General features: G+C 73.4%; 2 protein-coding genes. Both read right to left on the bottom strand.

Annotated features, from left to right (window positions below; genetic code table 11):
* Positions 1-74 precede the first annotated feature (74 nt).
* Entirely contained in the window at positions 75-287 is a 213-nt protein-coding gene (locus Ssi02_RS23605; RefSeq protein WP_204029255.1) for an MbtH family protein, read from the bottom strand.
* A 14-nt stretch (positions 288-301) separates the two neighbouring features.
* On the bottom strand, positions 302-15976 hold the full coding sequence (locus Ssi02_RS23600) for a non-ribosomal peptide synthetase (RefSeq protein ID WP_204029253.1): 15675 nt from the start codon (positions 15974-15976) through the stop codon (positions 302-304).
* Positions 15977-16222 lie beyond the last annotated feature (246 nt).

The raw sequence follows: 16222 nt of genomic DNA, 5'->3' as shown, positions 1-16222 counted from the left end.
GCGAGGCGCCCCGCCCCCCGGCCCCGCCCTCCGGGGCGACGGAAGGGCGGGACGCGGAGGGCGGGACGGGTTTGTCAGGCGCCCATCGCCTTCACCAGGCTGAGCGGACGCATGTCGGTCCAGTGTTCCTCGACGTAGGCGAGGCAGGCCGCGCGGCTCTCCTCGCCGAAGGCGACGTCCCACCCGGCGGGCACGCCGGCGAACGAAGGCCACAGGGAGTGCTGGCCCTCGTGGTTGACGAGGACGAGGAATCGGCCGTCCTGGTCCTCGAACGGGTTGGTGCTCATATCGGGGGTCCTCCTCAGATCGGCAGGTCGGGGTCGGTCACGGCGTCGGTCAGGATGCGGAGCAGGTCGCCGGCCAGGTCTTGTACGGTGCCCCGGTCGAACAGCGTGGTGTCGTATTCGAGCAGGCACCTCACCGGCTCCTCGCCCTGCGATTCGAAGAAGCTCAGGGTGAGGTCGGCGTTGAGCGCCCCGGTCGGCACGTCTTCGAAGACGGCGCCCATGTCGTCCACCTCGTGCAACGCCACCTGTTCGTGGTGGACAAGCATGATCCGCGGCGCGGGCAGGCCGAGCGCCGCCGCCACCCGGCCGAACGGCACATCCTGCCTGTCGTAGGCCGCGAGATCGGTCTCCCGCACTCGCGCGAGCAGTTCGGCGAAGGTGGGTGTCCCTGACACGTCGGTGCGCAGGACGACCGTGTTGAAGAAGCACCCCACGAGGCGGGTCAGCGCCTCCTCCGCCCGCCCGGCGACGAGCGTGGCGATCGGCAGGTCCGCCCCGCCGCCGTGCCGCTTGAGCAGCGCGGCGAAGGCCGTCTGCAGCACCATGAACATGCTCGTCCCCGTGCCGGAGGCCAGGGCGTCGACGCCGCGATGCAGGTCGGGGCCGAGTGTGAACGCCACGTGCCCACAGCGCCCGGGCGCCGGCCCCCGCGGGTGGTCGTACGGCAGAGCCGGGTCGTGTGGCACACCGTGCAGTGCCGTACGCCAGTAGGACAGTTGCCGGTCGGCCACACCGGAGACCAGCGCCCCCGCCCACACCGCGTAATCGGTGTAGCTCACCGGCAGCGGCTCCCACACGGGGGCGGCACCGGCGCGGCGGGCGGTGTAGGCGGTGACGAGATCGCGGGTGAGGGGGACGACGGACCACTCGTCCACCCCTATGTAGTGCATGGTGAGCAACAGCGCCTGTTCACCCGACATATCCGTCAGGAGGGTGGCACGAAGCGGCGGCCCGCCGATCAGGTCGGCAGGCCCGGACGCCAGGCTCACGATCGCCGAGTCGAGGTCCGCGACCTGGATATGCGCGGGCTCCATCACCCGCCGCTCCCGGATCAGCCCGCCGTCGCCTTCGGCGAACGCCGTGCCAAGCGGCTCGTGACGTGCGACGACGTCGGCGAGCGCCGCCGTGAGCGCCGGCACGTCCAGCCCCTCGCGCAGCCGCAGCTTGAACGCCATGTCGTAGCCGGGCGAGGCCCGGTGGCGGGTCCACTGCCACTCCTGCGATGGCGCGGCGGGCAGGACGGCGGGCCGCTTGACCGGCTGGAGCCTCGGCCGCTCGGTGTGCTCCGCCCCGTCGAGCCGCTCGGCGAGTGCGGCCACGGTAGGCGCCTCGAAGACGTCCCGCAGACTGAGGTCGGCCGCCAGCACGGTGCGGATGCGCCCTAGAAGCCGCATCGCGGACATGGAGTGGCCGCCCAACGCGAAGAAGCCGTCGTGGATGCCCACCTCCGGCAGATGCAGCACCTCGGCGAACAGCCCGGCGAGGGCCTGCTGCCGCCCGGTGAGAGGGCGGGCGGTGCCGGTGAGCGCCGCCCAGTCGGGCGCGGGAAGCGCCCGGCGGTCGAGTTTGCCGTTGGGAGTGAGCGGCAGCGGCGTGTCCAGCACCACGATCGCCGCCGGGACCATGTAGTCCGGCAGCAACGCCGCCACATGAGCCCGCAACTCGCCCGGCTCGGGTGCGGCGGGGAGATCGGAGCCGGCCTGGTCGAGTACGGCATAGCCCACAAGACGCGTCTCCCCGCCGTTCGCGTCGGCCGTGACCGCCGCCTGGGACACCGCCGGATGCCGGGTGAGCGCTCCCGCGATCTCCCCGGGCTCGATGCGGAAGCCGCGGATCTTCACCTGGTCGTCGGCCCGCCCGAGGAAGTCGATGTTCCCGTCCTGCCGCCACCGCGCCCGATCTCCGGTGCGGTACATCCGTGCGCCGGGCGCCCCGAACGGACAGGCCACGAAACGCTCCGCGCTGAGCCCGGACCGGCCGAGGTAGCCCCGCGCGAGACCGCGCCCCGCGATGTAAAGCTCCCCTGGCACACCGGGCGGCACCGGGCGCAGCGTGGCGTCGAGGATGTAGGCGCGGGTGTTGGGGTCGGGCACGCCGATGGGCACCGCCCCCGCCCAGTCGGCTTCCGCGGGCCAGAGGGTCGAGTTCACGGTCGCCTCGGTCAGTCCGTACGCCGCGAGGAGCCGGATCCTGCCCGCCCACCGTGCGATGACGGCGGGCGGCACGACCTCGGTGCCGACCAGCACGCAGCAGCCCTCGGGCAGGTCGCACTCGGGCGGGAGGGCGGCGACGAGGGACGGCGGCAGGATGGCGTGGGTGATGCCGGTGTCGTTCATGAAGCCGGTCAGCTCGCGGCCGGGCACCCGTGCCTCGTCGGGGATGAGAACCAGCGCCCCGCCGTGGCACAGCGCCATGGACAACTCGAACGCCGTCACGTCGAAACCGATCGAGGCGAACTGAAGCACCCGGCTGTCCGGGGTGAGCCCCATGCGGTCGACCGCCGTGGCCACGAGGCTCGCGATGCCCTCGTGCGGGACGGCGACGCCCTTGGGCCGCCCGGTGGAGCCTGAGGTGTAGATGACGTAGGCCGTCTGGTCGAGGTGGACCGCCGGGAACGTCCCGCCGGCCTCGATCGCCGCCAGGCGTCCGGCGACCTCGGGCGCGTCGAGGATCAGCGCCCGGGTGCCGTCGACCGCCGGCACCTTCCCCGCGACCTGCTCGGTGGCCACGACCACGGCGGCGCGGGAGTCGCTCAACATGTAGGCCAGCCGGTCGGCGGGGTGGGCGAGGTCGAGCGGCAGGAACGCGGCGCCGAGTTTCATCGCGGCCAGCATCGTCGCGACCATCTCCGCCGACCTCGGCACCGCGACACCGACGACGCTCTCCCGGCTCACGCCGTATTCCGCGAGCAGCCGCGCCAGGCGGTCCGACAGCTCGTCGAGGCCAACGTAGGTGACCTGCCGGGGTCCTTCGGCCACGGCGACGGCGCCGGGGCGGGCGGCGACGTGGCGGTGGAACAGGCCGACGAAGGTCTCCTCGTCCACCACCCGGCCGGTGCGGTTGAACTCCATGAGCACACGTTCGCGTTCGCCGCCGGTGAGCACGTCGACGACGCCGACGGGCAGTTCGGGGTCGGCCGCGACCTGGGCGATGAGTGTGGTCAGGCGGCGCCCGAGAGTCTCCGCGGCGGCGCGGTCGAACAGGTCGTGGCGATATTCGATGACGCAGGCGAGCCCGCCGCCGCCGGTCTCGGCGAAGCTGAACACCAGGTCGAAGCGGGCGGTGCGCACCTCGACCGGCTGCGGCAGCACCGTCAGTCCCGCCATCGCGACGTCGTCCGCCGCCTGCGCGCGGTAGCCCACCATCACCTGGAAGAGCGGGTTGCGGCCGGGGGAGCGCGCCGGGTTGAGCTCCTCCACGACGGCCTCGAACGGCACGTCCTGGTGGGAGAAGGCGGCCAGCGCCGTCTCGCGCACCCGGCCGAGGAGCTCGGCGAACGTCGGGTCGCCCGACACGTCGGTGCGCAGCACGAGAGTGTTGACGAAGAAGCCGACCAGGTCGTCCAGCGCCCCGTCGGCGCGGCCGGAGACGGGCAGGCCGAGCGGGAGGTCGTCGCCCGCGCCGAGCCGGTGCAACAGCGCGGCGACGGCGGCGTGGCAGGCCATGAACATGCTGGCGCCGCGCGCCTGCGCCAGCTCGCGCAGCCGGGCGGTGTCGCCGGGGTCGAGATCGACGACGAGTTCGCCGCCCACCGGGCTCGGCCGTACCGGACGGGGGCGGTCGGTGGGCAGTTCGAGCTGCTCGGGGGCGCCGCGCAGGGTCTCCGCCCAGAAGGCGAGCTGCCGGGCGGCGGTGCTGCCAGGGCTGCGCCGGTCGCCGAGCAGGTCGCGCTGCCACAGGGTGTAGTCGACGTATTGCACAGCCAGGTCGGCGAAGGCCGGGGCCTCGCCGGCGCGGCGGGCCGCGTAGGCCGCCGACAGGTCGCGCAGGAACGGGCCGTCGGACCACTCGTCGGTGGCGATGTGGTGCAGCAGCAGCGCCAGCACGTGCTCCCGCTCGCCGAGGCGGACGACGGTGGCGCGCAGCGGCATCTCGGCGGTCAGGTCGAAGGGACGGGAGAGCACCTCGGGCAGGAGCGTCGCGAGCTCCTCCTCATCGGCCTCGATCACCTCGAACGGCGGCCGGGCCTCGCCCGCGGGCAGGATCCGCTGGTAGGGGCTCCCGTCGCGGTCGGCGACGAGGGTGCGCAGCGCCTCGTGCCGGGTGACCACGTCGGTCAGGGCGTCGCGCAGCGCCTCGACGTGCAGGTCGCCGCGGAGCCGCACTACGAGCGGGAAGTTGTAGGTCGCAGAAGGCCCCTCAAGCTGCTCGATCAGCCAGAGGCGCCGCTGGGCGGGGGACAGCGGCGGCTCGGCGGGCCGGTCGGCCGCGGCGGTCAGCGCGGGACGCCCGGCACGGGCGGCGGACCCGGCACGGACGGCCAGCTCGGCCGGTGTCGGCGCCTCGAAGAGGTCGCGGATGGACAACTCCGCCCCGAGCGCCGCCCGCACCCGGCTGACCAGCCGCGTCGCCAGCAGGGAATGGCCGCCGAGGTCGAAGAAGTCGTCGTCCGCGCCGACCCCTTCGGCGCCGAGCAGCTCGCCGAACAGCTCGCACAACACCCGCTCCTGCGATGTGGCCGCCTGCCGGCGCTCACCCCGGACGGCGACGGCGGGCTTCGGCAACGCCCGAACGTCGAGCTTGCCGTTCACCGTCAACGGCAACCGGTCCACCACCATGAGCGCGGCCGGCACCATATACGCGGGCAGCCTGACCTTGAGCGCCTCCCGCACCGCCCCGACAAGATCCTCCTCCGGTACGGCATGAGCCGGCACAACATAGCCCACGAGCCGCTTGACCCCGCCAGGACCCGAGTCGTCGGCGATCACGGCGGCGTGCGCCACCAGCGGGTGATCCTCCAGCGAGGTGGCCACCTCACCGAGTTCGACCCGGTAACCGCGGATCTTCACCTGGTCGTCGGTGCGCCCGAGGAAATCGAGGTTGCCGTCGGCGCGGCGGCACACGAGGTCGCCCGTGCGATACATGCGCGCGCCGGGTGTGCCGTCGAACGGGTCGGCCACGAAACCCGCCGCGGTCAGCCCGGCCCTGCGGTGGTAGCCGCGCGCCAGCCCGACCCCGCCGATGTAAAGCTCGCCCGGGGTGCCGGGCGGCACCGGCCGCAGCGCGCCGTCGAGCACGTAGGCCCGGGTGTTCCAGATGGGCCGCCCCACGGTGGGCGTCTCGCTCTCGCCGGTGCCGACGCCGAGCGTGTTGATCGTGTACTCCGTGGGCCCGTACAGGTTGTACCCGAAGGTGCCGGGGGTGTCCCGCAGCGTCGTCCAGACCGTTTCCGAGACCGCCTCGCCGCCGAGTAGCACCAGCGGCGGCCGGTGCCCGTCGAGCAGCCCCGCGTCGATGAGGTGGTGGGCGTAGGTGGGGGTCACGTTGACGACGTCGACACGTTCACGGTCGCAGTAGGCGACCAGCGCCTCGGCGTCGCGCCGCAGGTTCTCGTCGCACACGTGCACCTCGTGGCCCTCGATGAGCCACAGCAGCTCCTCCCACGACATGTCGAAGGCGAACGACACCGTGTGCGCGATGCGCAGCCGCCGCCCGCCCGCCGCCGCGATCGTGGGGTTGAAAATGGCCTCCCGGTGGTTGAACTGCATGTTCGTGAGGCCCCGATAGGGCGTGACGACGCCCTTCGGCCGCCCGGTCGAGCCGGAGGTGAAGATGATGTAGGCGGGGTGCTCCAGCCGGTGCGGCAGATCCACGGCGAACTCCGGCCGCTCGGCGTCGGCGAGCGGCCCCGCCGGCAGGGCCGACAGGCGCGCGGCGGTCTCCGGATCGTCGACGGTGACCCGCGGCACCCCCGCCCCCGGCAGGGTCACAGAGGCGGCGGTCACCACGCAGACGGGCGCGGTGTCGGCCAGCATGAACTCCAGCCGCTCCGCCGGATATTCCAGGTCGAGCGGCAGATAGGCGGCCCCCGTCTGCAAGACCGCGAACAGCGCCACAACCATGTCCGCCGACCGGGGCAACCCCAGCGCCACCACCCGCTCAGGACCCGCCCCGAAGGACAGCAGCAGCCGGGCCAGCCGGTTGACCCGCGCGTCGAGTTCGGCGTAGGTCAGCCGTTCGGCCCCGAAGACCAGCGCCACCTCATCCGGGCAGGCCGCGGCGCGTTCGGCGAGCAGCTCGGCCACGGTGACCGGCGGCAGCGGCCGGGCCGCCGAGCTCCAGTCGGCCGTGAGCGTGCGCCGCTCGGCGGGCAGGAGCAGGTCGAGCCCGCCCACCTGGGCCGAGGGGTTCGCGGCCAGCGTCCCGAGCGCGAGGGTGAACCGGTCGAGCAGCGCGGCAGCCTCCTCCTCGCCGAACACGTCCGGCCGGTAGGCCAGCGTCACGCGCAGCCGTGTCGTGCCCTGCGTGACGATGAGGGTGAGCGGATAGTGCGTGGCGTCGGCGGCGACGTTGTCCACGATGCCGTTGCGGCTGGTGAACGCGGCCATGCGCTCCTCGCCCCCGGCGTCGCGCAGCACGAACAGCGTGTCGAACAACCTCCGGTGCCCGCTCTCCCGCTGCAACTCCCCGAGCCCCAGATGCTGATACGGCATGAGCCCCACATGCTCGTCCCGCACGCGGGACAGCAGGCCGAGCACACTCTCCCGGGCGTCGAGCGTGATCCGTACCGGCACGGTGTTGAGGAACATCCCGATGATGTTCTCCACCTCGGGCACCTCGACCGGCCGGCCCGCCACAGCCGCGCCGAAGACCACGTCGTCGCGGCCGAGCGCGGTCGCGAGGACCAGCCCCCAGGCGGTGTTGAGGAATGTGTTGAGGGTCAGCCCGTGCTCGCGGGCCGAGGCGCGCAGCCGCTCGCAGAGCTCCTCGGGGAGCACCGCGTCGAGGTCGGCCGGGATCACCGGGTGCATGCCGTCGTCGGCCGGGCGCACAAGCGTCGGCTCGGCGAGCCCCGACAGCGCCAGGCGCCACGCGGCGAGCCCGGCAGCCGAGTCCTTCCCGGCGAGCCAGGCGAGATAGTCACGGTAGGAGCCGGGATCGGGTAGGCCCGAGGGATCGCCCGCCTGGTGGTAGAGGGTGAAGAGCTGCTCCAGGAACAACCACGCCGACCAGCCGTCCCAGAGGATCAGGTGGTGGCCGACCACCAGCCGGTCGCGGTCGCCGAGCCGGATCAGCGTGAGCCGGGTCAGCGGCGGGGAGACCAGGTCGAACCGCCGCCTGCGGTCCTCCGCCAGGAGCTCCTCCGTGCGCGCCGCCTGCTCCGCCGGGTCGAACATGGACAGATCGACCTCACGGAGCGGGATCGGCACCTCCGCGCCGATGAACTGCACCGTGCGCGGCAACCCCTCCGAGGTGAACCCGGCCCGCAGGCTCGGGTTGCGGGCCAGCAGCGCCGCGAGGGCCGTGCGCAGCCGGTCCGCCGACAGGCGGCGGTCGAAGTCGAAGACGTCCTGCGAGGTGTAGACGTCGATCGCCTCGGTGTCGTAGCTCGCGTGGAAGTAGATACCCTCCTGCAGCGGAGAGAGCGGCCAGACGTCCTCGACCGGCACGGGGCTGATCCGCCGCACCTGGTCGATCTCCTCCTCGGTCACCCCGATATCGGCGCGGGCGTCCTCGGCGGCGCTCGCGCCCGCCGCCGCCGCGAGGGCCGCCGGTGTGCGGTGTGTGAACACGTCCCTGGGGCTCACCGGCAGCCCCGCCTTGCGGGCCCGGCTCGACACCGTGATCGAGGTGAGGCTGTCCCCGCCCAGCATGAAGAAGTCGTCGTCGACGCCCGCCTCGACGCCCAGCGCCTCGGTGAAGAGGCGGCAGAACAACGCCTCACCCTCGGTGCGCGGCGCCCGCACCTCCCGCGGAGCCGCGTCCGGCGCCGGCAGCGCCGCCCGGTCCACCTTGCCGTTGACGGTCAGCGGCAACTCGCCGAGCACGATCACCCCGCTCGGCACCATGGGCTCGGGCAACACCGCCGCCAGCGCGGCGCGCAACTCCGCCCCGTCAAGCGCGGCCCCACGTTCGGGTACGGCATAGCCGTACAACCTGGCCGAGGTCCCGGTGCCGTGCACGACCACGACCGCCGCCGCGACCCCCGGCTCGGCGGCCAGCCGCGCCTCGACCTCGCCCGGCTCCACCCGGTTGCCGCGGATCTTGACCTGGTGGTCGGTCCGGCCGAGATACTCAAGGACCCCGTCGGCGCGCCGCCGCACCAGGTCACCCGTGCGATACATGCGTGAGCCCGGCGGGCCGTACGGATCGGCGGTGAACCGCTCCGCGGTGAGCCCCGGCCTGCCGTGGTAGGCGAGCGCGAGCTGCTCCCCGGCGATGTAGAGCTCTCCCGGCACACCCTGGGGGACGTGCCGCAGGCAGGTGTCCAGGACGTGGAGCCGCGTGTTCCACACGGGGGTGCCGATGGGCACGCTGATCGGCGCGGGGTCGTCGCCCCGCCACCGGGTGACCTGGACGGTGGCCTCGGTCGGGCCGTAGCAGTTGTCCGCGGCCACGCCCGTCGCCGCCCGCCAGCGCCGGGCGAGATCCGCGGTCAGCGCCTCACCTCCGACGAGGACGTGCCGCAGGCCCGCCGCCCACGACGGGTCCTCGGTCAGCTCACCGGCGGAGAGGAACGCCTGAAGCATCGACGGGACCGCGTCCAGCACCGTGACCCGGTGCGTGCGGATGAGCTCAGCCAAGTGCAGAGGATCGAGATGCTCGCCGGGCTCCGGCAGCACCACTGCCGCGCCCGACACGAGGGGCCAGAAGATCTGCCACACCGACGCGTCGAAACCCGCCGACGCCTGTTGCAGGAGGCGGTCGTCCCCGTTCAGCGGGATCTCGCTCCGCCCCCAGGCCAGATGAGCGGCGACGGCCCTGTGGGTGACGACGACACCCTTGGGCGTGCCGGTCGACCCGGAGGTGTAGATGAGGTAGGCCGGATCGCCGGGTACGGCAGGAGCCGCCACGCCGGCGTGCTCCGGGGTGGTGTTGTGGTCGACCAAGACGTGCTTCACGCCTTCGGCCGGCGGCAGCCCCGCCCCGGAGGTGGTGACCACCAGCCGGGCACCGCAGTCGGCCAGCATGAACGCCAGCCGGTCGGCGGGGTGGCCGAGATCGAGCGGCACATAGGCCGCGCCCGCCGCCATGACGCCGAGCATGGCCACCACCATGTCCACCGAGCGGGGCACCGCCACCCCCACAAACTCCCCTCGACCGGCCCCCAGGGAGACCAGCCGCCCGGCCAGCTCCCGCACCCGCCGGGCGAGCTCGGCGTAGGTGACCTCGTACGCGCCGCAGATCAGCGCTGTGGCCTCGGGCGAGGTGGCCGCCGCGGCCTCGAAGGCCGTGACCAGGGTGTGCGGGGGAAGCTCCCTGACCTCACCCGCCAGAGAGGCCTGCGCGAGCTCGTCCCCGGGCAGCAGGTCGATCCTGCCGATGGGAAGATCCGGCTCGGCAGCCATCGTGTCGAGCAGCCGGATCAAGCCCGCCAGCACAGCCTGGGCGGCGGGCTCGCCGATCCGGTGCACGTCGTAGTCGAGCCGCAGCTCCAGCCGGCTGCCCGGCAGGACGGTGAGGGAGACCGGATAGTGGGAGGCGTCCCTGACATCGAGCGCGGTGATGCCGAATCCGCCCGCCCGGTCGGCCATGTCCGCCACGACCGGATAGTTCTCGATCACGACGAGCGTGTCGAACAGATCGCGTGCCCCCGGAGCGGTGACCCCGGCCACACGCTGCACCTCCGCCAGCCCGAGGTGCTGGTGGTCGAGCAGGTCGGCCTGGGCGTCCTGCACCCGCGTCAGCAGGTCGGCCGCCCGGTCCCCGGGCCGCCACCTCACCCGCACCGGCAGCGTGTTGGCGAACAGCCCGACCGCCGTCTCGATGCCCTCCACCTCGGGCGGCCGGCCCGACACCGTCGTGCCGAACACCACGTCGCCACCGCCGGTGAGCCGCCCGACCAGCACACCCCAGGCACCCTGCGCCACCGTGCCCAGCGTCAGCCCGTGTCCTCGCGCCCACCCGGTCAGCGCGGCGGTCTCCTCCTCGCTCAGGACGTGACGCACCTGCCCGAAGCCACCCAGGTCCTCGGATGCGCCGGCGCCCAGCGTGTTCGCCAGAAGCGTCGGTCCAGGCAGGTCGCCCAGGGCCCGCCGCCAGGCGTTCCGCGCCTCCTCGCGGTCGCGGCCCTTCAACCAGGTGAAGTAGGCGGCATGGGTGGTGTCGGCCGGACGCCGCTCGGGCGACAGCAGGTCGCCCAGCATGAGCGGCACCGACCAGCCGTCGGAGACCAGGTGGTGCAGGGTGAGCACCAGCCGGTGCCGGTCGTCGCCCCGCACGAACACGCAGCGGATCAGGGGCGGTGCGGACAGGTCGAAACGCTCCGCCCGCTCGGCCTCGGCGACGGCTTCCGCCGTACCCGCGACGTCGAGCGCCCGCGCGCCGACCTCCCGCCACGGCACCGTCCACCGCTCGGGCACGAACTGCACCAGCGAGCCGTCCGCCAGGTGCCGGAACCCGGCGCGCAGCAGCGGGTGCCGCTCGACCATGGCGTTCACCCGGCACCGCAGCAGGTCGCCGTCCACGGGGCCGGTCAGCTCGATGACCTGCTGCACTGTGTAGACGTCTGCGGCGTCCTCGTCGTAGAGGGTGTGGAAGAACAACCCCTCCTGGAGTGGGGTGACGGGCAGCACGTCGGCGAGGGGGCCGCCGATCGCCGCCTCAAGTTCGTCGAGTTCGGCCTGCCCGACGGTCACCAGCGGGAAGTCCGAGGGGGTGCGCCCGCCCGCGTACGGCTCGGCCAGGTGGGCCACGAGACCGCGCAGGGCGTCGATCCACATGTTGGCGAGGTCGGCGACGGCGTCCTCGCCGAGCACCCCGGCGGGCCACGACCAGGTGGCGCTCAGTTCGGGGCCGCCGGCGCCGTCGCGGATGATCGCGTTGATCTCCAGCTGGCGGGTCAGCGGCATGCGCGGGTCACGCCCGGCGGTCAGCGGCTCCGCGTCGCTTGCCGGGTGCCAGTCCTCGCCGGTGCCGGCGTGGAAACGGCCGAGGTAGTTGAACAACACCTGCGGGGCGGGCCGGGGCGTCGTCTCCTGCTGGGTGGGCCGGGGCGCTGTCTCCTGCTGGGCGGGCCGGGGCCCTGTCTTCGAAGGGGCGTCCGGCAGGTCGTGTGGCTCTTGGACGCAGCCGCGGCGGCGCGACAACCCATACCCCAGGCCCGCGCCGGGGACTGCGTTGAGCTGCTCCTTGATCCGCTTGAGCGCGACGCCGGCGCCCGGGCCCCCGGCGAGGAACTCCCGCCAGCCGACCTCGCCCGCGTCGAGCCGTGCAGGGAAGACCGTGGTGAACCAGCCGACCGTCCTGGCCAGGTCGGCCTGGCCGCCGACGGCGTCCTGCTCCCGGCCGTGCCCTTCCAGCTCCACCACGAGCCCACGCCCGGCGGGTTCCGCGCCGGAGCTCCCCAGGTCGTCTGGGCTTCGCCGTACGCGCCACTCGGCCAGGGCGACGGCGAGAGCGGTGAGGAGCACGTAGTTGACGCCCGCGCGATAGGCGGCGGGGAGTTCGGTGAGGAGGGGAGCGGTCTGGCCGGCCGGGAGTGCGACGGTGAGGGAACGTTCGTTCGCCGCCGTGTCGGTCTCCGGGCACAGTGCCCGCAGGGGCCGGGAGCCCAGGGCAGGGGGGCCGCTCAGCACGTGTGCCCAGAAGGCGGACTCGGATAGCCGGTCCTCGTCGCCGAGCATGGCGGCCCACCGCAGGAAGGAGGTGCCGACCGGCGGCAGGTTCACCGGTGTGCCTTTGGTGAGGGCACGGGCGGCCTGGGCGAGGTCGGACAGCAGGATCCGCCACGACACACCGTCGACCACCAGGTGGTGGGCCACGAGGATGAGCCGGCCCGGCCTCTCGGGTCCGGCGTCGAGCCAGACGGCCCGGAGCATCCGCCCCTCGGCCGGGGCGAGCGCGGCCACGGCCCGCGCGTGCTGTTCGGCCCACGTGGTGGTGCCGAGGCCGGCACGGTCGAGCACGTCCGCCGCGCGGACCGCGCCGGGCTCGGGCACATGCAGGGTCCAGTCGGGGAGCAGCCGGGAGCGGAGCATGCCGTGGTGGTCGAGCACCGCCTGGAGGGCCCCGGTCAGCACCTCGGCGGTGAGCCCGGCCGGCACTCGCACCGTCACAGCCTGGTGGAAGGCGTCGGCGCGTGTGTCGAGGTCGCGCAGCCAGCCGATGATCGGCGTGGGGACCACCGTGCCGGTGCCCGGGTCGTGGGGAGTCTCCGCGACCTCCTGCGTGCACTCGCGGGCGAGGGCGGCCACCGTGCGATGCCGGAAGACGTCTCGGGGGGTGATCGCCAGACCGGCGCGGCGGGCGTGGCTCACGAGCTGGATGGCGACGATGCTGTCGCCGCCGAGTTCGAAGAAGCTGTCGTGTACACCGACCGAGGGCAGGCGCAGCAGCTCGGCGAACAGATCCGCCAGGACACGTTCGGCAGGGGTGGCCGGGGCGGTGCCGCCGGCCGGGGCCGTCCACTCGGGGTCGGGGAGGGCGCCGCGGTCCAGCTTGCCGTTGGGGGTCAGCGGCAGCGTGCCGGGGAGCACGACGATCGTCCCCGGCACCATGTAGTCGGGCAGCCCTCCCGCGGCACGCTCACGCAGCGCCGCCGGGTCGATGTCCTCGCCACCCGTGACGTAGCCGACCAGGCGTTTCACGCCCCGGTGGTCCTCACGGGCGACGACGGCGGCCTGCGCGACCGCCGGGTCGGACATCAGGACACTCTCGACCTCGCCCGGCTCGATCCGATAGCCGCGGATCTTGAGCTGGCCGTCCTCACGGCCGAGGAAGTCGATGTTCCCGTCGGCCCGCCAGCGCGCCCGGTCGCCCGTGCGATACATGCGGTCGCCGGGCGCGCCGAAGGGGTCGGCGACAAACCTCTCCGCCGTCAGCCCCGGCCTGCCCCGATAACCCCTGGCCAGCCCCCGGCCGGAGACGTAGAGTTCGCCGACCACGCCGGGCGCCACCGGCCGCAACGCGGAGTCCAGCACATAGCAACGGGTGCCCGGGTCGGGCTCCCCGATCGGCACCGGCCCCGCCCAGTCCGGGTCGGCGAGCCATAGGGTCGAGTTGACCGTCGCCTCGGTGAGCCCGTAGGCGACCACCACCCGCATGCGCCGCCCCCACCGGGCGATCAACTCGTTCGGCACGACCTCCGTGCCCACCACGAGCACCCCGCCCTCGGGCAACTCGCAGTCCGCGGGCAGCGCGGCCACGAGCGACGGCGGAAGGATCATGTGGGTCGCGCGCTGCCCGATGAGGTAGTCCGTCAGCTCCCGGCCCGCGACCCGCCGCTCGGCGGGCACGACGATCGCGGTGCCGCCCACGCAGAGCGACATCACGAGGTCCCAGACCGCCACGTCGAACCCGACCGAGGCGAACTGCACGACCCGGCTCGCCGGACTGATGCCCAGCCGCTCGACGGCGGTGGCGATGAGACTGCCTACTCCGTCGTGGGTGAGCACGACACCCTTGGGGCGCCCGGTCGAACCGGAGGTGTAGATGACGTAGGCGGCACGGTCGAGGCGGGGGGTCTGGCTTGGCGCTGTTTGATGCTGAGCTGTCTGGTCCTGGGCTGTCCGGTTCGGTGTCGGGTACGGCACAGCCGGCGCATTGGCCTCGTCGGAGCCGCTGAGTTCGGCTGCCACGTCCGGTGCGTCCAGGAGCACCAAGGCGACCTGGAAAGCCGGCTGATCCTGGAGGTCGAGGAGCTCGCCGACCAGGCCGGACACGGTGACGACGGCTCGCGCCCCGGCGTCCTCGATCATGTAGGCCAGCCGGTCCCCGGGGTGGTCCAGGTCGAGCGGCAGGTAGGCGGCGCCCGCCTTCATCACGCCGAGCAGGGCGACGACAAGCTCGATCGAGCGTGGCACGGCCACCGCCACGACGTCCTCGTCCCGCACACCTCTGTCGCGCAGCAGGCGGGCGAGGCGGCAGGCCCTGCGGTCCAGCTCGCCGTAGGTCATCTCCTCGTCCTCGCAGACCAGCGCGACCGCCTCCGGCGCGCGCGCTGCGCACTCCTCGAAGGCGGACGTCCAGGTCGGCCCGTCCCGGTCCTCCAGCGGAGCGGCCCCGCCCTGCGGGACGGCAAAAAGATGATCTTGTATCCCATGGGTTACAAGATCACTAACCCCGGTCGGCGGGGTGGCGGGGAGGGGGACTCGGCCGAAGCGGTGGAGGACGAGGGCACGTTCGCCGGGCGTGGTGAGGTCGACGCCGGCCAGAGGGCGGCCGGGGTGGGCGGCCATGGCGGCCAGGACGGCGAGCAGGCGCTGTTCGTGGGCGGCGAGTTCCCCGGGCGAGCAGACGGTGGCGTCGGCGTCGAGGTCGACCTTCACGCCGTGGTCGCCGGGCCGGTCGTACACCGCGACGGACAGGTCGCTGACGGGCCCGCGGGACAGGAAGTGGATGGCCGGGGGCAGCGCCCCGAACCGGATCTCCGGGTGGTAGGGCATGACGTTGGCCGTCGGGCCGATGAGGGAACGCAGGCCGCCCGTGCGGCCGAGTTCCTTGGCGATGTCCTCGCCTCGGTGGCGGCTGTGCGCGGCGAGTTCCCCGACCTCGGCGTTCACGGCGGCGACGAGCTCGGCCGGGGTGGTGCCGGGGGTCACGGTGAGGCGCAGCGGCACGACGTTGGACACCATGCCCTGCGCGTCGGCCGTGCCGGGGTCTACGCGGGCGGTGACGGGCAGGCCGATCACGACGTCCTGGGCGCCGGAGGCCCGGTGCAGGTAGGCGGCGACACCGGCGATGGCGGCGCGCGACAGCCGGGTGCCCGCGGAGGCGGCCAGCCGGCGGAGGCCCTCCGTGAGGTCGGCGGGCAGGACGGTGCTGCGGCGTTCGATCCGGGTGGCCTGCTCGGGGGGACAGTCGAGGAGCCGGGCGGGTTCGCCGGGGAGCCCGGCCAGTTTGGCGTGCCAGTAGGCGCGGTCGGCGGTGTGCTGCGGCGAGTTCCGGTAGGCCGCGTCGGCGGCCAAGAGGCGGCTGAGCGAGCTGTGCGACGAGGTCGCCGAGCCCTCCGCGTCCGGCGCGCCGGGAGCGGACGGAGGCGCCAAGGCGGCTGTGCCGTAAGGGGATGTGCCGGTGGGTGTGCCGCCGTTGTAGTGGCCCGCGGCCTCGGCGGTGATGCGGATGACGCCGGTGCCGTCGGTGACGAGGTGGTGGTAGCGCTGGTACCACCAGGTGCGGTGGGGGCCGAGCCGCAGCAGGGCGTGGGTGAACAGCGGGCCGCGGGCGAGGTCGGGGGGCCGGTTCAGGTCGGCGTGCATCCACGCGAGGGCGGCGGCCTCGGGTCGGGGGTCTTCTGTGAGGTCGAGGACGACAGGGGTCCAGCCGGCGAAGACGCGGGGGATCTGGACGGGCTTTCCGTCCTGTTCGGCGAAGACGACGTGGAGGTTTTCCACGGAGAGCACCGCGTGCCGCACGGCTTCGATCAGCCGGGGCAGGTCGAGGGGGTCGCCGGGGGTGGTGTCGAAGTCGGTGTAGCAGCCGACGTTGTAGGCGGGGCTGTCGGGGGCGATGCGCTGGGCCAGCCAGACCCCGGTCTGTGCTCCGGTGAGCGGCAGTGTCGTGAACCCGTGGTCGGTCATCGTCTCCATGCCCTTCTGCGCCCTGCGGGGGTGTGCCGGGGGTGCCGAGGTGTGGGGGATCGAGTTGGTGCCACGCGTGGAGGCGAGCCGGGTCGGGACCTCGTCCGCGAGTGGCGGCGGTCCTGGCGGGGGCTCGTGGTGGGGCGTGGGGAGGGGGTTCGCCCCATTGGGGGAGCGGCTATCGGCCGACCAGGCCGGTCGGCGGACAAGCGCCGGCCTGGTCGGGGTGGAGCTTTATCGATAACGCCGGGGAAG

The sequence above is a fragment of the Sinosporangium siamense genome (genome assembly GCF_016863435.1).
GTDB lineage: Bacteria > Actinomycetota > Actinomycetes > Streptosporangiales > Streptosporangiaceae > Sinosporangium > Sinosporangium siamense.
Note: the sequence above shows the minus strand (reverse complement) of the source record. Positions and strands in the feature narration are given on the sequence as shown.

Coding starts and splice junctions, on each gene's coding strand:
- Ssi02_RS23605 (WP_204029255.1), bottom strand. CDS start 287: ATGAGCACCAACCCGTTCGAGGACCAGGACGGCCGATTCCTCGTCCTC.
- Ssi02_RS23600 (WP_204029253.1), bottom strand. CDS start 15,976: ATGGAGACGATGACCGACCACGGGTTCACGACACTGCCGCTCACCGGA.